Source organism: Pseudomonas sp. TH34 (genome assembly GCF_016650865.1).
Lineage (GTDB): Bacteria > Pseudomonadota > Gammaproteobacteria > Pseudomonadales > Pseudomonadaceae > Aquipseudomonas > Aquipseudomonas yamanorum.
The window spans coordinates 221,564-243,175 of sequence record NZ_JAEKFB010000031.1 but is presented as its reverse complement, the minus strand read 5'-3'; the positions used below and the strand labels follow the sequence as shown (position 1 = coordinate 243,175).

The following is a 21,612-nucleotide window of genomic DNA, read 5'->3' as shown; positions in this document are numbered from 1 at the left end:
TCAAGGCTGGCACACCAGCCGCTGGCGTTCATAGTTCAACGCCTTGTTCTGCGGGGGCATGGCGAACGCCGCCGTACAGTGCTTGTCACCCCACTTGATCGTAAGGCTGCCCTGGTCTTCCTCCACCAACACCAGTGCGTTGCCACTCGGGTCGGCAATGGCAAGCTGCTTGCCGCTGGCATCTTCCAGTGACGCGCCAAACGCTATCCGCTGTTGCTGTGCATCAAACAATTCGAACAGCACACGACGCCCGGTCTTGCCGCTGTAGCGGGCCAATACCACCGCACCCCGGCGTGGCACCAGTTGTTGGGTGGCCTGGGTGATTTCAACGTCGCCGCCCAGGTCGCGGGTGTCGAGGCTGATCCAGTTTACCCGGTAAGGCTGCGCGTTCGGGATGACGGCGTAGCCATTGCGGCCGGTTTCAACCCCGCTGTAGCTGCTGATTTTTGCGCCTGGAATGCCCGGCACTTCGGCCAGTGCGAAGGTTTCGCTGACGGTTTGCCCCAGGTTGATCCCGCCGGCGTGGGCCACCACTGAGCCTGCGAGGTTGAGGTTTTGCGAGTTGTAGCCACGGCCCTGGCTATATCCCAGGCTGATGTCGGCCATGGAGGTTCTGCTGGTCAGGTTGGCCGAGCCCGAGTTGCCACCGGTGCTGCTGTTGCCGGCCTGCACCGAGTAGAAGGTATCGCTGGTATCGGAAACATAGCCGTTGATCCCCGCCTGGGTGCTTGTGTCGCCTTGCTGGGTGCTGGTGGTGACGAACGCCCGTGGCGCGCGCGCCTGGCTGCCCAAGGGGAAGGAAAACGACAGGTTGAGCTGGGTGTCGGAGCTGGGCGCGCCCCAGGTGACGAGTTGCTTGGTGCGTGTCACACCGAGGTCGTAGCTCAGGTCGCCCCAGTTGTTGTTATAGCCGGCGGAAAAGCTCTGGGAGCCGCCACGGTTCCAATAACGCTGGTCGCTGGCGTTTACGTAGAGGCTGCCGAACTCACGGTTGCGGCCGATGCTTTGGTTGATCGTGAGGTCGGTGCGGGTTTTCGAGTTACCGCTGCGTGCGCGAATGCCTTCACTGATGTCCTCGACGTGGTCGGTGAGGGTCCGGTAACCCTCGGTCGAGTAGCGATACGCGGCCAGGGTGAAGTTGGTGTCGGTGCCGGCGAAGGTCTTTGCGTACAACGCGCGCACGCTGTTGCCCTGGATGGTCTGCCCCTGGGCGGTGCTGGAGGAATGGGTGACGTCCAGGGACACCGCGCCAAACGCCGTATTGCGACCGGCGCCCACGGACAGTGCCTTGTAGTCGTCACTGACCTGCAGGCCGACGATGCCGCTCAGGTTGCTGGTGAGGCCGTAGGCGACGGTGCTGCTGATAAATTGCGGGCTCGCCAGACCGTCGGCGTTGCTGCTGAATTTACCGGCCGAGACGCTGTATTTGACCTGGCCTTCACGCACCATGATCGGCAGGCTTGAGAACGCCTGCATGGTCACGCGGCGGCGGCCGTCGGCTTCGATGATGGTGATTTCCAGGTCGCCGTTCGAACCGCTGGGGTAGATGTCATTGATCTCGAACGGTCCCGGCGCGACGTTGGCCGTGTACAGGATGTAGCCGTTCTGGCGGATCTCTACCGTGGCGTTGGTCTGGGCCACGCCGCGAATCACCGGCGCATAACCGCGCTCGCTGTCGGCGCGCATGCCTTCGTCGGAAGCCAGCTTCAGGCCCCGGTAGCGCACGCTGTCGAACAGGTCGGTATCGGAAAAAATCTCACCGGCGCTGAACTGCCCTTTGAGCGCGGTCACGTCATGCTGCACATAGCTGCGGTTGCTGGTGAAGGTATTTGGGCGCCCGGTGCCATTGCTCAGGTTGGACTCGTTACGCAGGCGCCACGCCCCCAGGTTGATGCCGTTGCGCAGCCCCAGGTTGTTGTTGATGCGCGTCTTGTAGTCGCCAGCGGTGCGGCTGCTATTGAGCTGATAGTTGATAAACGCAGCCGGCACGCCGTCGTCCCACAGTTCTGGGTCGACATAACCACGCATGCCGCGCTGCATCGCGACTTGCGGAATGCTCGCCGCCAGGCGCAGGCGGCTGGCGTCGTAGCGCAGGGTGGCTTGGTCGACCAGCACCGAGAGGTCGTAGCAGTCCTGTGGCAGGTCCGGGTCGAATTTGCCCAGGGCTTGCAGCCGGGTCATGTCGATGCCCAGTTGTTTGAGCAGGTCGAGGGTCAGGCACGGGTCGACGCGGCCGGTCTTGGGGTTGCGCTTGAAGTCGATGTCGCGCCGGCCCACCAGCATTTCGTTGTTGTACAGGTCGACCCGGTAATTGCCGGGTAGCACGCTGTTGGCGGACAGCAGCTGTTGCAGGTCCACCGAGGATTGTGCGCCCTGCAGGAAGGTGGTGTTGAAGGCTGCCTGGGAGGGGTCATCAGCAAATGCCCAGGAACTTGCAAAAATCGCCACCGAAAGCGTGCTCAGCTTCAACGGTGTGCAGGTGTTCGACGCGCGGGTTATGCGCTCGCCAGTGTAATGATTGGGCCTGTTGCCTAAAGGAAAAAACATGCAAAGAACCTATATCATCCCTGTTTGACACACAGGCGAGGCACGCGAGTACACACTCGAAGCGAACCTGGGGTTAAGGGAAGTGCTTATGGCTTGGCGCGGGCCTCAATTGCCTTGGCAGCCAAGCGGGTTGAAAGTTGTGCGGTGTATTTATTTTGTGCGCCGTAGTCATTGATGCTGGAAAACGACAGTTGCAATGCGTCGTGGCCGTTAAGTTGTTTAACGCTGAACTGTTTTTCTGCCCCCGGTGCAATCATGGTCGAGTCGGCCGCCAGTTCGGTTTGTTGTCCGGCCTGCAGTTTTATATCGGCCATGGACACGTGATACAGCGTCGGGTTTTTTACCGTCAGCACCAACTCTGCGTCGCGCTTGGCCAGTTGCCATTCCAGTTGCGTGGGCGCTGACAAGGCATTGCCCGGCAAACCGGCGGGGCGGAAAAAGATCTTGATGCGTTGGCGTACGGCCAATTGCAAGGTGTTTTCGGAAGCTGCGGCTTGCGGGATCTCCTGGACGTTGAGCCACACAACGGATTCGCGATCCGTTGGCATGCCCGCGCCCTGGTAGAGAATGCGCAGCAGCTGCTGCTCCTTGGCAAAGATCCGGGCCAGCGGCGGGGTCACGGCGAATGGTGCCGCATTGGCTCGCGCATCGTTGGTGTCGACCCAGGATTGAATCAACACATCCTGGTTACCGTTGCGCACGGTGATATTGGCTTCCTTGTGATCGCCATCAAACACGATGCGCGTGGCACTCAGTGAAATGCTGGCGGCGGCCTGGGCAGCCATGAGCAGGGTCAACAGCCCCAGGCCCGCGGCAATGTAACGAGGCAACATGATTTCTACCGTTGGGTGGTCGGGTGAATGGCGAGGCCCGAAGGCCTCGCACGTATCAGGTACGGCGTACCGGTTACTCGTATTGCAGGATGAACGGCAGTGTGGCGTCACCGCGACCGGCCGTGGAGGTGCCGGTGGCACCGGTGGTGACGTACGCCGCTGCGAAGCTCAGGGTTGCGTCGCCGCCTTCACCCTGGCCGTGCATGGCGCTTTCAATGCGTGCGGTGGATGGAGAGCTGAGGTCGATCAGTGCGCCGTTGCTGTCCAGCAGGGCGATACCGACGTTGGTGGCGCTGCCGTTGCCCGGGTTCAGTGCCAATACTTTCTTGCCGGTGACCAGGCCCGAACCGCCGTTGTTGGCGTCAAAGAGCATCGCCACTTTGGTGCCCTGGTTGCAGTTCACACTGAGATTGAAGTCCTTGGCGGTGATGCGACCCGAGGCCGGGTTCTCGGCGGTGCCCATGTCTTTGATCGAGACGGTGCCCATGTCTACCGAGATCACGCGATCAGCGTTGGCGCCGTCGACCGAGCAGGCATCGTTGTTGATCACGCCGGTGAAGGTGATTTTGCCGCTGCCGCCGGCGGTTGGCTTTGTCACCGGCGGGTCTTCGGCCAATACAGTGCCGGAGGCGGCAAGTACCGACATTGCGATAAGGGCCAGGGAAAACTTCTTCATGATGATGTCCGTTAGTGTGGGTTGGTATACAGGATTGAAACTGCCAACGAACAATAAGGAGTCAGCGCTTTAGAGGGAATAAGACGATTCTTATAAGGCTCTGGCGTGGCGTGGGAGGTGAAAAGCCATAACCGGGAATGGCTTGTTAGTTGTTGTTTGAATTTGAATTAGTTGAATATGTTTTGTGCCAGGCAATAGGCTAATAAGTCCTGGTCGCTGGTGACTTCAAGTTTGCGCATGGCGGATATTTTTTGCGCGCTTATAGTCTTGGAACTTCGGTTCTGGCTGCGCGCAATATCACTCACGCTTTTGCCCGATATAAATAAACGCAGTATCTCGAACTCCTTCGGCGACAGGGTGGAGAAGCGTTCGTCGATGGCGGTCATCGACTCGATCACCGAGGTTTTGGCTGGCTCCAGGCTGCGGTATAGCGCCTGCTGGGCAATGGCTTTCAGGGCGATCTGGATTTCCGTGTGCAACTGGCTTTTCTGGATCACGCCGACCACGCCCAACTCCTGCAGGCGGGTCAGAATCAGCTGATTGGAAATCATCGTCAAAATCAGGATCTGCAGGTGAGGGAAATGCCGCTTGAGGTATTCCACTAGCTTCAAGCCGTCGCCGTAGGGCGAGTCCCCCGGCATGTTGTAATCGGTAATCACGACGTCGATGGGTTGCTGGTCGAGCAACGCGATCAGGCCTGCGGAACAGATGGCTTCACCGACCACTTGAAAGCGCTCGTCGCGCTCGACCAGTTCACGCACGCCCAGAAGCACGATGGGGTGGTCGTCTGCGATAACCACATTGAGTTTTTTCATAAGGGTTGCCCGTGATGCCGGTTCAAGTGAGTGAGGTGTTCGCGCAAGGCCTTGGGATTCATAGCTGCGTCCCGAGCAGGGCCGACAGCCTGCCGATAACCTGCGTTACCTGCAGTTCCAGCATGCCGTTGAGCCTTCCGCCCGCCAGTTGGGTCTCCAGCTCGATACACGCCTGGGCCAGGCTGAGGGCCTGCACGGCCCCCAGCGCGCCGGCAAGCGAGTGCAGTGTCTGGCCGAGGCTGCGGCAATCGCGTTGCTCGAGCGCGGCACTGATTCGCTGCAAATCCTGCTGCACGCTGCTGATAAACAAAGGCCGCATTTTTTCCGAAAGCTGAACCGTATCCATCACCGGCGGCTCGACGCGCACCGTCGGTTTGCACAGCTTCACCAGTTGCGCACGCAGGGTTTGCAGGCTCAAGGGCTTGACGAGCCAGGCGTTCATCCCTACCGCCAGGCAACGAATGCCTTCCTCGCGCATGGCGTTCGCGGTGACCCCTATGATCGGCAACTGAGGGTTATGCTCCCTGAGTGTACGCGCCAGGTCGTAGCCGTTCATCAACGGCATATTCACGTCCGTCAACACCAGGTCGAAGGCGTTGGGTTGCCACAGGTGCATCGCCTGCTCGCCATTGGATGCCAAGGTCACCGTGCAGCCGAGTGCTTCCAGTTGTTCCTGGATAATGGCCTGGTTCACCGGGTTGTCCTCGGCGACCAATATGCGCAGCCCCAGTGGCCCGGCGCTCTGTTGTTCGGGCTGCAGAGGTGGTTCGTGCTTGCCTTGTTGCGCCAATGAAACGGTGGCCGCAACGGCGCGCACATCGTGCATGTCCACTTCCCAGCCCTGTGTGGTGTACAGCGGCGGGCTATGGGCCCCGGGCACGCACAGCACGCGCTGGCCGGCCCAGGGTTGCAGCGGGCCGGTGGGTAGCACATCCACCAGCACCGCCTGGGGCGATTGTTGTTCCAGGGGCAACGCGGCCAGTGCCGCTTGAATGCCCAGGCGGTTGAGCCAGTCGCACATCGACTCTGCCAACTCACGCACCGGCGCCTGCACATACACCGGTGCTGCGCCTGGCTCAATCGGCGGCAGCCCCGGCACCTCGCTGGCGCACACCAGCAAGCTCATCTTCAGGGTGAAACTGCTGCCGAGGCCGGGTTCACTGACCACCTTGATCTCGCCGTCCATCATCTCTGCCAGCCAACGGCAAATCGGCAGGCCCAGCCCGGCGCCGCCTTGGCCTGCGGTGTCTGGGGCCTGGTAAAACAGGTCGAACAGCTTGATCTGCTGGGCTTCGCTGATCCCAACGCCGGAGTCGGTGATTTGCCACTCCAGGTCGACCTGGTCCGTACCGCGCCGGGTCGCCCTGGCACGAATCACCACGCGGCCGATGTCGGTGAACTTGAGGGCGTTGCTCACCAGGTTGTTCAGGATCTGGCGAATCCGCATCGGGTCGCCCAGTACGCAGTCCGGCAGTTGCGCATCAATGCAGGCATAGAATTGCAGGCCCTTGCGCTGGGCGAACGCGGCGTAGGTATGCAGGGTGTCTTCGAGCATGTCCAGCGGGCAAAATTCGACGGCTTCGATTGCCATCTGCCCGGACTCGATTTTCGACACGTCCAGCACATCGCTGATCAACTGGAACAAGGTGGCAGACGAACGCTGGATGGTGTTCAGGTAGGTTTTCTGGCGCGGGTCCAGCGGCGTCAGGCCCAGCAACTCAAGGGTGCCGAGCACACCGTACAAAGGCGTGCGAATTTCATGGCTCATGGTTGCCAGGAACAATGTCTTGGCCTCGTTGGCCGCGTCGGCGGCGCTCCTGGCCTCTTCCAGGGCCTGCGCGTCCTCGATATGCCGGGTGACGTCATTGAATGCATACAGCCGCACATCCTGGCCCTGATAGCGGGTCGAGACGAAGCCGATTTGCAGGTGGCGGCCGTCGATTTCCAGATGGGTCTCGCCGGTGTCGGCGCTGTCGTTATAACGGTTGAGCGAGGCCACCAATTTGGTGGTGCCCGGCCATTGCTGGGCGCGCTGGTTCTCGATCAACACCTGTTTATCTTCACGGCGCACCACACACAGCCCGGTGGGGGCGGTATCGATGATCACCCGGCTGAATGCAACGGCTTCGGCGATGCGTTCATGGGCCTGGCGCGCCGGGCGAATCACTTGCTTCCTGTACCAGCGGCTGCCGGCCCAGCCCATCGCGAGCACACTGCACAGCACCAGCGCCAGGCTGCTCAGTGGCCACAATGCAGAACGGAAAAAATGCCTGAAACTGATCCCGTAGATCGCCGTCCACTGCGGCCCGGCGCTGCTGGTGATCTTGAACGCCAGGCCGTCAGGGCGGAAGTTGAGGCCCTCACCCAGTGACGCTTGGTCAGCCGGCGGCCCGGTCAGGGTCTGGCCGGCGGGTGAGATCAAGGTGAAACGGTCATAGGTCGACCACTCCATGGTGCGTTCCATATCGTTGACTTGGGCCATGTCCAGCAGGGTGGCAACCACCACCTGGTGGTTGCCTTCGCCTGCACGTAGCACCTGCGGGGTCAGCGGGATGCCGATGTACGCCAGCAGCCGGGGCGGCGCTAGGGTGCTCTCGGCTGGCCGGTAGGTTTCCCAGTACAACTGATCCTCGGCCAAGGGTTGAGAGAGCTCGCTGAGCTGATCAAGCGCGGCTTCAACGTTTGCGTCGGCCGGGGCACCGGCGGCGATTTTGTCCCAGCTCCGGAACCCGATTGCCGGCACCGCCAGGCGGTAGTGAACGAGACGGTTGGTGATAAAGGCCTGTGGCGACTGATAGGGCGACGATGACCAGAACGCACTGTAGTAGTTGGCCAGGTGGGCCCCCAGGGCAAAGATCTTCTGCTGCTCGCTGGCCGTGACGTGTTGTGCATCGAACTGGGCGCTGAACGGCACCGAAAAGCCAAACTCGCGGCCTTCATACAGCGTACCGCGGGCGTCGATGCGCTGGTTTTCAAGGGTGAACTGGACGTTCTTGTCACTCATCAGTTCGCGCTGGGTAGCGGGCTGCGCCAGGATCCTCAGGAAGGCCTCCTGTTCATGGATGTTTTCCATCAGCCGTGCGAAGTGAAAACGCACGGCCGCGTGCTGCTCGTCGATCACCCGATGCAATGCCCAGTAGCTGGTGCCCGCCAGCAACAACGCGAGTCCAAGCACCACCATCAGCCCTTTGTTCAGGCGCAGCGAACTGCGGGTGAATGCTTCCAGGATCGCGTTGTTGTGCTTCATTGATGATTTCCGCAGACGGATGAGAAATCGGCGCTGGATGGAGCTTACTCCTTTATAGATTAAACAAAGCCAGGCCGCGGACTAGTGAGATGTCGCGGGGCCATCATTGTTCAATAGTTGCTGGAATTGGTCTGATGAGACCGCGTGGGAGATCAGGAAACCCTGCACCTGGGTGCAGTCGATTTTGCGCAAAAGGGCCAGTTGCTGGGGCGTTTCGACACCTTCGGCAACCACCGTCAGTCCCAGCTTGCGGCCCAGTGCGATGATGCTGGCCAGGGCCGACGCCATGCCTTCGTTGTCGTGGCAACCCTGCACCAGCGCCTGGTCGATCTTGAGCTCGGTAAACGGGGTCGAGACCAGGTTCAGGTAAGAACTGTAGCCCTTGCCGAAATCGTCCTGGGACAGGCCGAACCCCTTGATGCGCAAGCGGCATGCGCCAGCGTAGAAGTTGCTGATGTCCTGGGGCACCGAACACTCCATCAGCTCAAAGCAAATCATCCCCGGGATGCCCTGGTGGTGCAGCACAAACTCCAGCAGGCGGTCTGCCAGGTCGTGGCTGTTGAGCAAATGGGTCGGCAAGTTGATCGACACCGGAATCTCGTAACCGCGCTGGCGCCAGCGTTCCTGGGCATGGATGGCCTGTTTCAGCACGATCCACAGTAGGCGCTCTTCCAGCTCGAAAGCTTTGATGGCCGGTAAAAACGAGGCCGGCAGCATCACGCCTTGCTCGGGATGCATCCAGCGCACCAGCGCTTCGGCGGCGACGATGCGGCCGTTGGCCAAGGATTTTTTCGGTTGGAACCAGGCCTGGAATTGGCCGTCGCCCATCGCCTGGATGATCGTCTGCCGGTCTATTTCCAGGTGGGCGGGGAGCATCGGCGGCGAAGGGCTGCGGTCCTTGTCGTTGAGTTGATTCACCAGGTTGCGCAGGGCTTCGGCCGCCACCGGTTTTGAAATCAGCCCTATCACTTCCACGTCGAGGTTTTTCGCCACCAGGCTGGCCGCCATCAACATGCGCCGGGACGCGGCACTCATGATCGCCAGGGCGGGCTTGCACCGCAGGCTCGCCAGGCTCTGGATAAACTGCACGCCATCCATGCCCGGCATCAGCAGATCCGTCAGCACAAGGTCGAAATCGCGCTGGCGCAACCGCTCCAGCGCTTCCTTGCCATCTTGGGCCGCTTCAAGGAGGAAATCCCCCAGCTCACTGAGCAGGTTCTGCAGGTAGATGTGCTGCAGGGGATGGTCCTCGACGATCAAAATACTATAAGGCTTCATGGGGGATCCGTGCGTAAGGCGCCAGGGAATTGAAGAGGGCCCGCAACGCAAAGGGTTTGACCAGGCAATGGTTCATCCCGGCGGCCAGGCACAGGTCGGCCTCGCCTCGCATGGCGTTGGCGGTGGCCCCGATGATGGGCAGCGAACAGCCTTGACGGCGCAGTTCCCTGGCTAACTCGTAACCGTTGACCCGGGGCATATTCACATCCGTCAGCACCACGTCGAAACGTGAGGCTTTGCACAGCAGCAACGCTTCATGACCATCGCCGGCCAGCTCAACAGTGCAGCCGAGCTCTTCGAGTTGGTCGCGCAAAATCAATTGATTGATGACGTTGTCCTCGGCCACCAGCACGTGCAGGTTGAGCTTTTGCAGTTCACGCTTTTTTGACTGCTCATCGACCCGCGCGACCCACAACCCTTGTACCTGGCTGACCGCCTGGTGAATCGCGCTCAATTGGTTGAGGTTGACGTGCCACGCGCCGGCCTCGGTCTGCTGGGTGTTGCAACTGCTGCTGCTCACCAGGATTACCGGGCCCGGCCAGTCAGGCACCAGCGGTTGTTCGACGGTGCCGGGATGCAGCTCCAGCAGCAGTTGGCCGTCCGGCTGGGTGGGTTGGCCGGTCTGTGCACGGGCGCCCCAGCGCCGCAGCCAGCCGCTGATGGATTGTGCGAGTTCGGGAATCGGCGAGACCACGTAAATGGTCTCTGCCAGCAAGCTGCTCATCGGTGGGCTGGGCGCTTCTTCGAGGGGCAACGTCAGGCTGAAACTGCTGCCCAGGCCCAGCTCGCTGACCATGCGAATATGCCCGTTCATCAATTGCGTCAGGCGCTGACAGATCGGTAACCCAAGCCCGGTACCGGCCACCACATTGGTGTTGCCTTCGGTTTGATAGAAAGGCTCGAAAATCATCGACTGATCTTCCTGGGCGATCCCTTTGCCGGTGTCGGAGACTTGCCACAACACGCTGGAGCGTTCGTCATCGCGGTCGAGCAATTTGACCCGCAACACCACACGCCCGTAATCGGTGAATTTCACCGCGTTGTTCAGCAGGTTGTTGAGGATCTGGCGGATGCGCGTGACATCGCCAATCAACCGCTCAGGCAGCTTGGGGTCGAAGCAGGCATACAACTGCAAACCCTTGCCGAGCGCGGCGGCGGCATAGCCCTGGATGATTTCATTGACCAGCTCCAGCGGCGAGAACTCGCTCAGTTCCAGGGCCAGTTGCCCGGCCTCGATCTTCGATACATCCAGCACGTCGCAGATCAATTGCAGCAGGGTTGCCGATGAGCCTTCGATGGCATGCAGATAGTCTTTCTGCTGGGCGTCGAGTCGGGTACGGGCCAGTAGTTCCAGGGTGCCCAGCACGCCATACAGCGGCGTGCGAATTTCGTGGCTCATGGTTGCCAGGAACAAGGTTTTTGCAGCATTCGCCGCGTCCGCCGATTGCCGGGCTTCTTCCAGTGCGGCCTCCACTTGTTTGCGTGCGCTGATGTCGCTGAACGCACAAAACAGCACGTCCTCACCCCGGTAACGGGTGGGCGCGCTGCTGAGGTAAAGGTGGCGGCCGTCGATGGTTTCGAAATAATCGCTGTGCTCGGACGCAATGCTGTGGAACGCCTGGCGAATCCAGCCGGCGCACAACGCCTCGCGCTCCGGGCCGTCCCCCAGCCACTGCTGGGCCAGGGTGTTTTCCAGCACCACCTGGCCATCGGTGCGGCGCAGCACACACAGCGCGACCGGCGCGGTCTGGATCACGTCACGGCCGAATGCCTCGCTTTCAATCAGCGCCTGGATGCGATTGATCGAGGGGATGATGAAACGCTGATCAACCCGGCGCATCACCAGCCAAATCAGGGTCACACTGAACAGGCAAAATACCAACGACCCCAGCAGTTCCCGCCACAGCCCGCGCACTACGTCCCGCAGGTTGATCGAGTACACCAACTGCCAGTCCGACGACTTCAGGTGTTTGCGAATCACCAGGTGATCAGGCACCAGGCCGCTGCCCACAAAGCCGAAAAAATTATCGCCCTTGGGCTTGAGCAGTATCTCGCTCAGCCTGGCGTCGTGGCTGTTGGTAAACACCAGCATGCCCTGGGAGTTGAGCATCATGAACTCGCCCGCACTCTGGTCATTCAGGGTGCTGGAGACTTCCCGGCTTTCCATTTCCAGGCCCAGCCAGCCGGACTCGGGGTCGCGTTCATCCAGGCGAATGAACAGGTACAGGTGCGCGTGCTCTTCGGTCTGGTCGCTCAGCCACAGTTCGCCAACGTCCGACAGGTCGCTGACCCGCAGCGCTTTGAGCCGGTCGAGCATGCACATGGAAAACGGCAACACCTGCGTCGTGGAATTGTAGAGGCGCGTCACTTGTGGGTTTGGGCCGGCGTTCACGTAGAGCAGGTTGACCTGCTTGGCCTGCAGGTAATCACGCATGCGTGAGGTCAGCCAGATGCTCCATTGATTGCCCGGCGTGTCCCCCAGCAGCAGGCGCTGTTCTTCGCTGGAGGCCGGGTAAATCTGCGACTTGGCCTGCCTGGATTTGCGTACCGCCGACAGGCTCAAGCTCTCCAGCAGCGCTTCACGGTTGGTGAAAAACGTATGGGCTTCGGCAATCGCGCTGCTCATGTAGCCGCGTCGCTGGGAGATGTCATTGTTGAAGGTGGACAGCAGGAACGTGTAGACACCGCTCAGGATCCCCACCAATAGCACGGTCGCAAACGTACGAAGCAGCCTTCTGGCTGCTTCGGGTCGGGAGAGGACGGGATTGAGTTGGAGCAGGTAACTTTTAAATCGCATCGGCGGATTTTAAAGGTCCGCCTACGGCGTGGGCATAAGACGATCCTTAAAAGCTGCCGCGCGGTTACTTGTAAAACATGTCGACAATCACCGCTGCGTCGAAGGCTCCAGGGATCGGTAACGTACGCCACTTCAAGTCGGCCCTGAAGTCATGCCGGGTCTGGCCGGAAGCATTCAATTTGGCCAGGGCGAACCACTGATTGAAGGCCAGGGTTTGGCTGGTGTCTTCGCGGGACAGTGAGATGCCCACGGAGCTGTTGTTGTCCGGCACCAGCAAACCATTGATCAAGCTGCCGCCTCCCGGTGTGGTGGCGAACCGTGCGTCCACCGTGTACGGAGTGTCGCAGGCTTTGCGCAGGCTCAAGTTGAACGTGGCGGTACTGGCCACTTCGCCGATCTGTGCCTTGCGCGACGGTGTGGGGAAGTTGACCACGCTGGGGGTGATGGTCAGTTCGGGCGCGCAGGGCACGAAGCGGATGTCGTTGACCCCGGTGACGATGTAGTTGAGGTTGCTGTTGGGTTTGTTGTTGAGGCCCTGGATACCGTCGAGTTGAAACACTCGATATTGAGTGAGGTTACTGGCCTGGCCGTTTTGTGGGGTGGTGCCAAACTTTTCGATAAACACGCTGAAGTTGAGGGTGAACCGGGCTTGGTCCCAGCCTGTGCAATTGGCCCAGGTGCAGCCCCGATCGGAGAAGAAACCGGTGCCGTACTTGCCGGTGCTTTGGGTGATGGGCACCGATTTGTAGCGAATCCCGGCGCGTATGCCCTGGCCGATGCTGACGTTCGCCGGGTTCAGGTAGAAGTAAACTTCCTCGCGCCCGTGGTTAAAGTCGTCCTTGCAGATCACGTTGGTGGAGCGTGGGCCCGACTCCCAGATAATTGTGCCGTCCGGCGCATCGGCGCTCACCGCCAATGCCGTGCCGAGGGGCGCGATGTCGACGGTCGATCCGCTGCCGTCTTCCCGGCAGGCCAGCGCATAACTGGTGGCGGGGAGGGCGGCGCAAGTGCACAGGGCGGCCAGTAGCAGGTGTTTAACGTGTGGCATGGGTCGGTGTTCCCCGCGATCTATCACTTGAGGGCTGCGCTATGGCGCGCCTGCAAGCCGATATCGGTGATTTCGGTAAAGTGGATTTGGGTCCCGGCATTGATAGGCGCTTGGGTGTCGAGGACCTTGCGCTCCCCGGGCTTGAGCAGCAGGTAGTCGTCCAGCGCGTGAGTCTTGCCGGCGGTATCGGTCTGGAGATTCACCAGGGACAGGTGAAAGGCACTCTGGTTGGTCACGGCAATGGAGTGCCCGTCAGAGCTGCTCCACGCCAGTTGCTGCACGGCTTGTGCCGAGCCGCCCGCGAGCCCGGGCGGGCGATAGAACAGCTTGAGGCGCTGGCGCACCGCAAACTGCACGCTGTTGGGGCTTTCCGGCTTCAGCGGGATTTCCATGACGTTGAGCCAGAACAGCGACTCCCGATCACCGGGCAACCCTTCACCGGCATACAGGACCCGCAGCACGTGATGTTGCCCGGCATCCAGTTGTACCAGCGGCTGCACCACGGCGAAGGGTACCGCCCGGGTTGCATCTTCGTCTTCGCGGGTGATCCAGCTTTGCACCACCACCTGGCGCGACTGCTGGTTGATCACGTTGAGGCTGGCTTCTTTATCCTGGCCAAAGTAGATCAGGCGCGTGCCTTCAATCTTCACCGCCGACTGCGCGCAGGGCGCCACGGACAGCAGTGAGGCGATCAGCGCAGCGGCGAACAGCAGGGCCCGGCAGGCCCGAAAAGTGGGCGAATGATTGAGCGATGACATGTGGGTGTGCTGCGTCCCGGGAGTGACTTCGGGGCGCATGTTAAGGGGCAGGCGAGGAGGGTTTCTCTCAGGCGATTCTTAAAAACCGGCCCGGGTGCGTGGTTATTTCCAAAGGCGTTGAAAAAACACGGCTTAACATCAGACAAATCTTAAAAGAACCCGCCGACCGGCCGATAGCCTGACTAAGATCTGTTCACCTCGGGAGTATCGGTATGAGCATCAAGGGAATGCCTGCAATCTGTGCGGGCCTGTTGTTCGGCGTATCCGGTGTCTGCATGGCTGCCAGCTCGGCGGGCCAAGGTGTCATTTACTTCCACGGCAGCATTGTCGAGCCGTCTTGCACGCCGCTCGCCGTGGCCAATGGATTGAAGCTCAACGACTGCCCGGCATTGGCCCGCGGCAGCGCCATCAGCGTGCGCAGCGTGGAGCCGGTGAGTTCGGTCAGTGCCCTTGATCACAGTGCCGTGAGTGTGAAGCTAGTGTCCGATAGCGGCCGCGAGAACTCTTATTACCAGCAGCAATACTCGCTGGTGGATAGCCAGGGGAAACCCGTGAACTCAGGAAAGTACCTGGTCACACTGACTTCGCCTTGAAGAGGGCGGTGGTTTCAGAATCGCCTTAGAGTCAGGTGCGTGGCGCAGGGTTAACTTGGCGGCTGGTGAATGATTACTGAACATTCATGGGCCCAGCTGTCAGGTTTTCCCTATGTCAAATAAAGCGCTACGCATATTGATTGCTGATGGAGAGCTGTTCCAGCGGATCAAGATCGAGAAAATGCTCAACCAGCTGGGCTACTTTCGAATTGCGCCCATGAGCTCATTCAATGAAGTCCAGTCGATCGCCCGGATTCAGGGGGTGGCGATTGACCTGTTGATTATCAACGCGGCACTGGTGCGGTCGATGGAAGTGAACTTGCTGAAGTTCTGCCATGAGAATCCGCAGATCCGCCACGCCCTGATCTACGACGGCCAATGCGCACAAAGCTCGGTGGTGTCGGTGTCCGTCAGTGTGGCGATCCACCTGTCCCTGTCCCAATCCCCCGACTTCGACTCGCTGCGCCGCTGCCTCGACGTGGTTGACGCAGCGCGCTGCATGCCAACCGTGGAGCGCACCGGGGGGCCGGCGACGGTGACGCCGTTGATGGTGGCTGATACTCAGCAGCGGCGGCTTCCGTCAAACATCGCGAGCTTGCGGTCGCGTCGGTGAGTCTCAACTGCCCTTAACGAGCATGTACTTGCTGAAATTGTTGATGTGATCATCAAGATTATCCTCAAGCATCATCCGGTACTGATCACAGAAATACTTCAGCATCGCCTCACGCGCCTGGGCCATTTCTTCGCCGGATTTAAAGCTGCGTGCGCTGACCCAGGCATTGAAGCGTGTGGTGCCGAACATCATCGAGGCGCTGACTTTGCCCAGGTCGGCGAACGCCCTGAACTGCTCGTTGGACAGCTCGATGTGCGCGTCCGCGCGATCATAGAAGCCGTTGTCGGTGGTGTCTGGCATTGCGGTTACCTTCCTGTTCGTGAGTGCGGCGAAGGTACCGCCGCGCTCCACAGGAAGGCAACCACGTCGGCCGTTTCAGGCCTTATTTATTGCGCGTCACCCTCCACACCGTGTTGGCCAGGTCATCGGCAATGATCAGCGCACCCTTCGGATCAACCGTGACCCCCACCGGCCGCCCGCGAGTCTTGCCATCGTCCCCGCGGAAACCCGTGGCGAAGTCCAGCGGCTCACCGGCAGGCCGGCCATTGCTGAACGGCACGAAGATCACCTTGTAGCCCACCGGATTGTCCCGGTTCCAGCTGCCGTGCTCGCCGACGAAGACGCCGTCGGCATATTTCTCGCCCATGGCCGGGATGGAAAAATCGACGCCCAGCGCGGCGACGTGGGAACCCAGGCTGTAATCCGGCTTGATCGCGGCGGCGACCTTGGCCGGGTTCTGCGGTTGGGCGCGGGTGTCGACGTTTTGGCCCCAATAGCTGTAGGGCCAGCCGTAGAACTCGCCTTCGCGCACCGAGGTCAGGTAATCCGGCACCAGGTCCGGCCCCAGTTCATCCCGCTCGTTGACCACCGCCCACACCTGCCCGGAGCCCGGTTGAATGGTCAATGCCGTCGGGTTGCGCAAGCCGGTTGCATAAGGCTTGTGGGCACCGGTGGCGGCGTCGATCTGCCAGACCATCGCCCGGTCGATCTCAACCTCCATGCCGCGTTCGGTGATGTTGCTGTTGGACCCGATGCCCACATACAGCGAGCGGCCGTCGGGGCTGATCGCCAGGGATTTGGTCCAGTGGTGATTGATCGCGGCGGGCAGCTCGGTGACGGTGGTGGGCGGGCCACCGGCCTTGGTCTGGCCGTCTTCGTAGTCGAAGCGCACCAGCGCATCCTGGTTCGCCACGTACAGCTTACCGTCGGCAAAGGCCAGGCCGTAGGGCGCGTTGAGGTTTTCGGCGAACACGGTTTTCAACTCGTAGGTGCCGTCACCGTCCGTATCGCGCAGCAGGGTCAGGCGATTGCCGCCCTTGACCTTGGTGTTGCCTTCGGCCTTGATCACGCTGGCGATCACATCCTTGGGCTTGAGTTTCGCTGCGCTGCCGCCCCGGCCTTCGGCGACGAGAATGTCGCCGTTGGGCAGCACCAGGGTCTGGCGCGGGATCCGCAGGTCGGTGGCGATGGCGGTGACGCTGAAACCCTCGGGCACGGTGGGTTTCTGCTCGCCCCAGGCCACCGGTTCGGCGATCTTCATGCTGGGCAACAGGCCGCGTTGAGGTTCCGGCAGCTTGGGGTCGGGGCCGCGAGCCTGAGTGCTGTCGGCTTCGCCACCGCAGGCGCTCAACAACATCGCCATGCTTAAAACGGTCAGCGTGCTGGAAGGCTTCATTGGGCACCTCCCGAGCGCAGGTTGGTCAGCCCGACCCACGTGGTCACGCAGGCCAGCAGGGTCACGACGGCAGACAGCACCAGGCCCGAAGGCATTACGGCCCAGGCATCCTTCGCATGCTCAAAGGCATTCACCAGGCCCAGCGCCCAGGTCACCAGCAACAACAGGAAGTACACCGTGGGGCGCCCGGCCTTGCGGTCGGCACGCAGCAGGTTGACCAGTGCAAACAACCCCGCCAGCCCGCAGAACAGCAGGGCGCCGGCAATCAGCCAGGCGGCGAAGTTGCTCCATTGGATCTGGTAGGTCTTGTAGTAGGCAATGTCACTCAGCAGGGCGCCGAGAAACAGCGGGACGGTACCGGCCAGCAAGGTCGCGTGAAGCGGGCCAGGCGTGCTGCGGTAGGTGAGGGCGGTGGTGACGGTCACGGGCGGCTCCTTATCGTTGAGCGGCCCTGATGAGGCTCATCAGGGCCGCGCTGACTGCGCTTAAGGAAGGAGCGTGCTGCTTGCGCGTTAGTTCACCGTCTATTCGTTTCCAAATATGTTGCGTCAGTTGATGCGTGGATGCTGCTGCACCAGGTTTTCGCGCTTGGCTTCCAGTTCGGCGATTTGCGCGTCGATGTCTTCGATCTTCTGCTCGATATTGTCTTCGTGCTCCTGCAGCAGCTCCTTGGCTTCCTCGATATCCGACGCCGCCGGTGCCGCACCGCGCAGGGGTTTGTTGGCGGTTTCCTTCATGGTCAGGGCGGTGAAAAGCCCCAGCACCGCGAACACCATCAGGTAGTAGGCCGGCATGTACAGGTTGTTGGTGGTCTCTACCAGCCAGGCCATGGCAGTTGGCGTGAGGCCGGCAATCAGGATCGAGATATTGAAGGCGCTGGCCAGCGCGCTGTAGCGGATGTGGGTAGGGAACATCGCCGGCAGGGTGGACGCCATCACGCCGATAAAGAAGTTGAGCACCACCGCAATGATCAGCAGGCCCGAGAAAATCAGCCCGAGCTTGCCGCTGTTGATCAGCATGAACGCCGGAATGGCGAGGAAGAACAGCGCGATGCTGCCGAACAGAATGAAGGGTTTGCGCCCGATCTTGTCGCTGACAAAGCCAATCATCGGCTGCACGAACAACATGCCGACCATGATCGCGATGATGATCAACACGCCATGGTTTTCGCTGTAGTGCAGGTTGTGGGACAGGTAGCTCGGCATGTAGGTGAGCAGCATGTAATACGTGACGTTGGTCACCACCACCACGCCGACACAGGTCATCAGGCTGCGCCAGTGCTTGGTGGCGACTTCCTTGAACGACACTTTCGGGCCACCGGCCAGGCCTTCGCGATCGCCTTGTTCGAGTTGTTCCACATGCTGTTGGAAGGCGGGTGTCTCTTCCAGGGCGTGACGCAAGTACAGCCCGATCATGCCCAGCGGCAGCGCGAGGAAGAACGGCAGGCGCCAGCCCCAGGACTGGAACGCCTCTTCGCCGATCACCGCCGAAATCAACACCACTACACCGGCGCCAAGGACGAAGCCCGCGATGGAGCCGAAGTCCAGCCAGCTGCCGAGGAAGCCGCGCTTGCGGTCCGGGGCGTATTCGGCGACGAAGATCGAGGCGCCGGTGTATTCACCGCCTACCGAGAAGCCCTGGGCCATCTTGGCCAGCAGCAACAGGATCGGTGCCCAGATGCCGATCGAGTCATAGGAGGGGATCAGCCCGATGGCGAAGGTGCTCAGGGACATGATCACGATCGTCGCTGCCAGGACTTTTTGCCTGCCGTATTTGTCCCCTAGCCGGCCGAAGAACAGGCCGCCCAACGGGCGAATCAGGAACGGCACCGAGAAGGTCGCCAGGGCGGCGATCATCTGTACGCTGGGGGATGCCTCGGGGAAGAACACCTTGCCGAGTACATAGGCGACAAAGCCGTATACGCCGAAGTCGAACCATTCCATGGCGTTGCCCAGCGCAGCGGCGGTGATCGCCTTGCGCATCTTGGCGTCGTCGACGATGGTGATGTCATCCAATCCAATCGGATTGACGGTTTTCTTGCGTGATTTCATGGGAATACTCAGCCGCAGGTCCATTTCGATGCCACTGTTTTGGTGGCATGCGCTTAATGGGTCAGATACATGCGGACACTGAATAATTCACCGTTGGCTGGATTTTTTTGTTAACGGCCCGGCAAGGATTAACGGATCCGCTCGCCCCCCAGGGAATCACGCTGCATCGACTGCAGGTTTTTCTCGATGGTTTCGCAAAGGGCTTCCATCTGGATCTGGTGCTCGCTGTCACGGAACGGGCTTTGCAAATCGGTGCCGATGCGCTCAATGGCCAGCAGCATGAAACCCACTACCGTGGACGCCAGCGGGGTGAACCAGCCCAGGGATTCCACCAGGCCCACCGGCACGATCAGGCAGAACAGCGAAATGAACAGCCGTGGGAAATACACGTAAGGGTAGGGCAGCGGCGTGTTGGCGATGCGCTCCATGCCGCCCTGGCTGTTGGACAAATCCACCAGGGTCGATTCCAGCCGCGCCAGGCGAATGCTGTCCAGGCGCCCGGCTTTGTATTCCTGGGCCAACAGGGCGGCGGAGCCGTTGAGGATGTCGTTGGAAAAGTTATTGGTACTGGTGCTGCGGGCGAACTCGTCGGCCGGCAGGAAGGCGCGGATTTCCTCCGGGCAAGGCTGGCCTCGCAAGTGCGCCGCCAGGCAGTTCACATACGCCACGTGACGGCGCAGCAAGGTCGACTTTATCGGGTTGACCTCATTGTCCGGGTCATCCAGCAGCGTCAGTACTTGCCGCGCAAAGCTGCGGGAATTGTTGACCATCGCGCCCCATAACGTGCGTGCTTCCCACCAGCGGTTATAGGCGCTGCTGTTGCGGAAACTGATCAGCACCACCAGCGCCGAGCCGAGCAGGGTGAGCGGCATCAGCGGTAGGTTGATCTTGCTGTTGAGGAACAGCATGAAGTCCACGGTGACAGCGATATCCCAGAGCAACAGCCAGAACAGCGCCCAGCCTACATAGCCCATGGTCTTGATGATCAGGCGGTATTTTTTGATGATGGCAGCTTTCAAACGGAAACCTCGCGGCGAGCAGTAAACATCAATGCCCTAGCTCGGACGGTGTTTACCGGGTAAAGGTTCGCCGGGGTGCTGCGTGTTCAGGCTTGAAGCGACAGGACGAAGCGTTTTTCGCTGTGGGGCATGCCGTCCGGTGCGGGCTGTTCAGGCACGAAACCGCAGCGGCTCAGGACTTTTTGTGAGCCGACATTCTCCGGGTACACGTACGCCACCAATTGCTTGAGTGCCCAACGCGCCTGTGCCTCGTGGATCAGATGCTTCAGCGCCAGGGTTGCCAGCCCTTGCCCGCACGAGCGCTCGCCCACGCGGTAACCGACTTCGGCAGAGCCCTTCGGTGAATCGATGCTTTTCAGATTGGCGCGACCAACGATTTCGCCGCTGGCGTCTTCGATCACGAACGGGTGCCATGCGCCGGTGGCCAGGCCAGATAGATAACCGTCAATATGCTCGGCGACGCCCTGCACCGAGTAAAACGCAGGGTCGCGCGCCTCGATATGCGATTCGAACCACTCACGGTTACGGGTTTCGAAGGCCAGCAATGCTTCAGTGTCCGTACTGCTCAGCTCGCGAACGCGAAATGACGTCATTGCTCAAATCTCCCGGGTTGTTCTGTGCATTTAGTCATGTTTTCGTCATAAAGGCGTGTGAAATTTGCCTGCCAAAAATATGAAATCATGGAGTTCTTCCGATGAGGGTAGTCACCTCCGGTTCGGCGTATCTGGACATCGATGCGTACGCTTGTTGCATTGCGTACGCCGAGTTGTTGAATCGCCAGGGTGTCGAGGCGCGTGCCGTCAGCAGTGCTCCGCTGAATGCCAGCATCTCCAGGACCGTGCTCGGTTGGCCATCGTCACTGGATGACTACCGGCCCGGGCCCGGTGATGAGTTTGTGTTGGTGGATATCTCTGACTTCCACCACTTCGACCCGGTGGTCGTGCTCGATCAGGTGGTGGAGGTGATTGACCATCACCCGGGGTTTGAAACCTATTGGGCGCAGAGGCTGGGAAGTGCCGCAGACATCCGTTTGATCGGTGCAGCAGCGACGCAGGTTTTCCTGCGTTGGGAAGCGGCCGGTTTGTTGCCGCTGATCAGTGAGCACAGTGCCGCGCTGCTGGCCACGGCAATCCTGGACAATACCCTGAATTTTACCGGGCAGTTGACCACCGCGGCGGATGTTCGGGCTTATGAAACCCTCGCGCTGCTGGCGAAACTCGCGGCAGACTGGCCTGAGCGGTATTTCTCCGAGTGCCAGGCCACTATCGAGTCAGACCTTGCAGGCGCGTTGGCGGGTGACCTGAAGTGGCTGAAAGCCGACAGCAACCTGCCGCAGGTTTTTGCGCAGATGACGGTGTGGGATGCCGGTGCGCTGATCCGAAAGCATCGCTCGACCATCGCTGAGTGGCTGGCGGCGCAGGGGGAGGACTGGCTGGTGAATCTCATCAGTATCCGCGAGTGCAGAAGTTATTTCCTGGCTGAGCCCAAGGTCAGCCAGGAAAAACTGAGCCAGTTGCTTTCCATCGACTGGCAGGCCGGGATGGCGGTGCTGGATCGTTCGCTGTTGCGCAAGGAACTGGTAAGGCTGGCGGCCACTGATTGACGGCGTTCACCAAAGTGACGTTCCTCTTTGAAGAACCCGCAATACAATGGCCAGGGTAT

At 60.6% G+C, this 21,612-nt stretch carries 18 protein-coding genes; 3 read left to right on the top strand and 15 right to left on the bottom strand.

Translation table 11 applies throughout. The features are described 5' to 3' along the window. The 9 genes from JFU58_RS24115 to JFU58_RS24075 form a co-directional block, all read right to left on the bottom strand. Entirely contained in the window at positions 1–2,547 is a 2,547-nt protein-coding gene (locus tag JFU58_RS24115) for a fimbria/pilus outer membrane usher protein (RefSeq protein WP_201142562.1), read from the bottom strand. Between the two features lie 86 nt (positions 2,548–2,633). Continuing rightward, positions 2,634–3,380: a fimbrial biogenesis chaperone gene (locus tag JFU58_RS24110; protein ID WP_063031888.1), complete on the bottom strand. Its 747-nt coding sequence runs from the start codon at positions 3,378–3,380 to the stop codon at positions 2,634–2,636. Between the two features lie 73 nt (positions 3,381–3,453). Continuing rightward, the gene (locus JFU58_RS24105; protein WP_063031886.1) at positions 3,454–4,056 is read right to left on the bottom strand and encodes a fimbrial protein; all 603 of its coding nucleotides are present in this window, start codon (positions 4,054–4,056) and stop codon (positions 3,454–3,456) included. A 167-nt stretch (positions 4,057–4,223) separates the two neighbouring features. Beyond that, on the bottom strand, positions 4,224–4,871 hold the full coding sequence (locus tag JFU58_RS24100; RefSeq protein ID WP_063031884.1) for a response regulator: 648 nt from the start codon (positions 4,869–4,871) through the stop codon (positions 4,224–4,226). A 58-nt stretch (positions 4,872–4,929) separates the two neighbouring features. Then, a complete protein-coding gene (locus JFU58_RS24095) occupies positions 4,930–8,118 on the bottom strand; it encodes a hybrid sensor histidine kinase/response regulator (RefSeq protein ID WP_201142561.1) in 3,189 nt (1,062 codons plus the stop codon). A gap of 81 nt (positions 8,119–8,199) precedes the next feature. Next, positions 8,200–9,396 (bottom strand): EAL domain-containing response regulator, encoded by a 1,197-nt coding sequence (locus tag JFU58_RS24090; RefSeq protein WP_063031880.1) that lies wholly within the window; start codon positions 9,394–9,396, stop codon positions 8,200–8,202. Further along, positions 9,383–12,193 (bottom strand): ATP-binding protein, encoded by a 2,811-nt coding sequence (locus JFU58_RS24085; RefSeq protein WP_063031878.1) that lies wholly within the window; start codon positions 12,191–12,193, stop codon positions 9,383–9,385. Before JFU58_RS24085 ends, JFU58_RS24090 begins: the two co-directional genes overlap by 14 nt. Before the next feature lie 64 nt (positions 12,194–12,257). After that, positions 12,258–13,241, bottom strand: a complete 984-nt coding sequence (locus JFU58_RS24080; protein WP_093199595.1) for a fimbrial protein — start codon at positions 13,239–13,241, stop codon at positions 12,258–12,260. A 23-nt stretch (positions 13,242–13,264) separates the two neighbouring features. Further along, positions 13,265–13,999, bottom strand: coding sequence for a fimbrial biogenesis chaperone (locus JFU58_RS24075; protein ID WP_201142560.1), 735 nt, complete (start codon positions 13,997–13,999; stop codon positions 13,265–13,267). Positions 14,000–14,211: 212 nt separating this feature from the next. Between JFU58_RS24075 and JFU58_RS24070 the strand changes: the two genes are divergently transcribed. Both JFU58_RS24070 and JFU58_RS24065 read left to right on the top strand, forming a co-directional pair. Next, a complete protein-coding gene (locus JFU58_RS24070) occupies positions 14,212–14,592 on the top strand; it encodes a type 1 fimbrial protein (RefSeq protein WP_093199587.1) in 381 nt (126 codons plus the stop codon). 112 nt (positions 14,593–14,704) lie between these two features. Then, positions 14,705–15,205: a chemotaxis protein CheY gene (locus JFU58_RS24065; protein WP_231988871.1), complete on the top strand. Its 501-nt coding sequence runs from the start codon at positions 14,705–14,707 to the stop codon at positions 15,203–15,205. A 3-nt stretch (positions 15,206–15,208) separates the two neighbouring features. Here JFU58_RS24065 and JFU58_RS24060 read toward each other — a convergent pair whose 3' ends face one another. The 6 genes from JFU58_RS24060 to JFU58_RS24035 all read right to left on the bottom strand — a co-directional run bounded on the left by JFU58_RS24060 (position 15,209) and on the right by JFU58_RS24035 (position 20,543). Further along, positions 15,209–15,505: a DUF3144 domain-containing protein gene (locus tag JFU58_RS24060; RefSeq protein WP_003207921.1), complete on the bottom strand. Its 297-nt coding sequence runs from the start codon at positions 15,503–15,505 to the stop codon at positions 15,209–15,211. Between the two features lie 82 nt (positions 15,506–15,587). Next, complete coding sequence (locus JFU58_RS24055; RefSeq protein ID WP_201142559.1) at positions 15,588–16,880, bottom strand: PQQ-dependent sugar dehydrogenase; 1,293 nt, start codon at positions 16,878–16,880, stop codon at positions 15,588–15,590. Further along, the gene (locus JFU58_RS24050) at positions 16,877–17,305 is read right to left on the bottom strand and encodes a DUF2231 domain-containing protein (protein WP_201142558.1); all 429 of its coding nucleotides are present in this window, start codon (positions 17,303–17,305) and stop codon (positions 16,877–16,879) included. The genes JFU58_RS24055 and JFU58_RS24050 overlap by 4 nt, the downstream gene beginning before the upstream one ends. Before the next feature lie 123 nt (positions 17,306–17,428). Beyond that, positions 17,429–18,931, bottom strand: coding sequence for a glycine betaine/L-proline transporter ProP (proP, locus tag JFU58_RS24045; RefSeq protein ID WP_063034023.1), 1,503 nt, complete (start codon positions 18,929–18,931; stop codon positions 17,429–17,431). Positions 18,932–19,059: 128 nt separating this feature from the next. Beyond that, entirely contained in the window at positions 19,060–19,950 is an 891-nt protein-coding gene (locus JFU58_RS24040; protein WP_063031864.1) for a bestrophin family protein, read from the bottom strand. Between the two features lie 86 nt (positions 19,951–20,036). Further along, positions 20,037–20,543: a GNAT family N-acetyltransferase gene (locus JFU58_RS24035; protein WP_201142557.1), complete on the bottom strand. Its 507-nt coding sequence runs from the start codon at positions 20,541–20,543 to the stop codon at positions 20,037–20,039. A gap of 101 nt (positions 20,544–20,644) precedes the next feature. Here JFU58_RS24035 and JFU58_RS24030 point away from each other — a divergent pair, with 101 nt between their 5' ends. Further along, positions 20,645–21,553, top strand: coding sequence for a DHH family phosphoesterase (locus tag JFU58_RS24030; protein WP_201142556.1), 909 nt, complete (start codon positions 20,645–20,647; stop codon positions 21,551–21,553). Positions 21,554–21,612 lie beyond the last annotated feature (59 nt).

Bases quoted from the DNA above. Each gene is read 5' to 3' on its own strand.
- JFU58_RS24065 (WP_231988871.1), top strand. From the start codon at position 14,705: ATGTCAAATAAAGCGCTACGCATATTGATTGCTGATGGAGAGCTGTTC.
- JFU58_RS24100 (WP_063031884.1), bottom strand. From the start codon at position 4,871: ATGAAAAAACTCAATGTGGTTATCGCAGACGACCACCCCATCGTGCTT.
- JFU58_RS24080 (WP_093199595.1), bottom strand. From the start codon at position 13,241: ATGCCACACGTTAAACACCTGCTACTGGCCGCCCTGTGCACTTGCGCC.
- JFU58_RS24110 (WP_063031888.1), bottom strand. From the start codon at position 3,380: ATGTTGCCTCGTTACATTGCCGCGGGCCTGGGGCTGTTGACCCTGCTC.
- JFU58_RS24105 (WP_063031886.1), bottom strand. From the start codon at position 4,056: ATGAAGAAGTTTTCCCTGGCCCTTATCGCAATGTCGGTACTTGCCGCC.
- JFU58_RS24090 (WP_063031880.1), bottom strand. From the start codon at position 9,396: ATGAAGCCTTATAGTATTTTGATCGTCGAGGACCATCCCCTGCAGCAC.
- JFU58_RS24095 (WP_201142561.1), bottom strand. From the start codon at position 8,118: ATGAAGCACAACAACGCGATCCTGGAAGCATTCACCCGCAGTTCGCTG.
- JFU58_RS24085 (WP_063031878.1), bottom strand. From the start codon at position 12,193: ATGCGATTTAAAAGTTACCTGCTCCAACTCAATCCCGTCCTCTCCCGA.
- JFU58_RS24055 (WP_201142559.1), bottom strand. From the start codon at position 16,880: ATGAAGCCTTCCAGCACGCTGACCGTTTTAAGCATGGCGATGTTGTTG.
- JFU58_RS24070 (WP_093199587.1), top strand. From the start codon at position 14,212: ATGAGCATCAAGGGAATGCCTGCAATCTGTGCGGGCCTGTTGTTCGGC.
- JFU58_RS24115 (WP_201142562.1), bottom strand. From the start codon at position 2,547: ATGTTTTTTCCTTTAGGCAACAGGCCCAATCATTACACTGGCGAGCGC.
- JFU58_RS24035 (WP_201142557.1), bottom strand. From the start codon at position 20,543: ATGACGTCATTTCGCGTTCGCGAGCTGAGCAGTACGGACACTGAAGCA.
- JFU58_RS24060 (WP_003207921.1), bottom strand. From the start codon at position 15,505: ATGCCAGACACCACCGACAACGGCTTCTATGATCGCGCGGACGCGCAC.
- JFU58_RS24075 (WP_201142560.1), bottom strand. From the start codon at position 13,999: ATGTCATCGCTCAATCATTCGCCCACTTTTCGGGCCTGCCGGGCCCTG.
- JFU58_RS24030 (WP_201142556.1), top strand. From the start codon at position 20,645: ATGAGGGTAGTCACCTCCGGTTCGGCGTATCTGGACATCGATGCGTAC.
- proP (WP_063034023.1), bottom strand. From the start codon at position 18,931: ATGAAATCACGCAAGAAAACCGTCAATCCGATTGGATTGGATGACATC.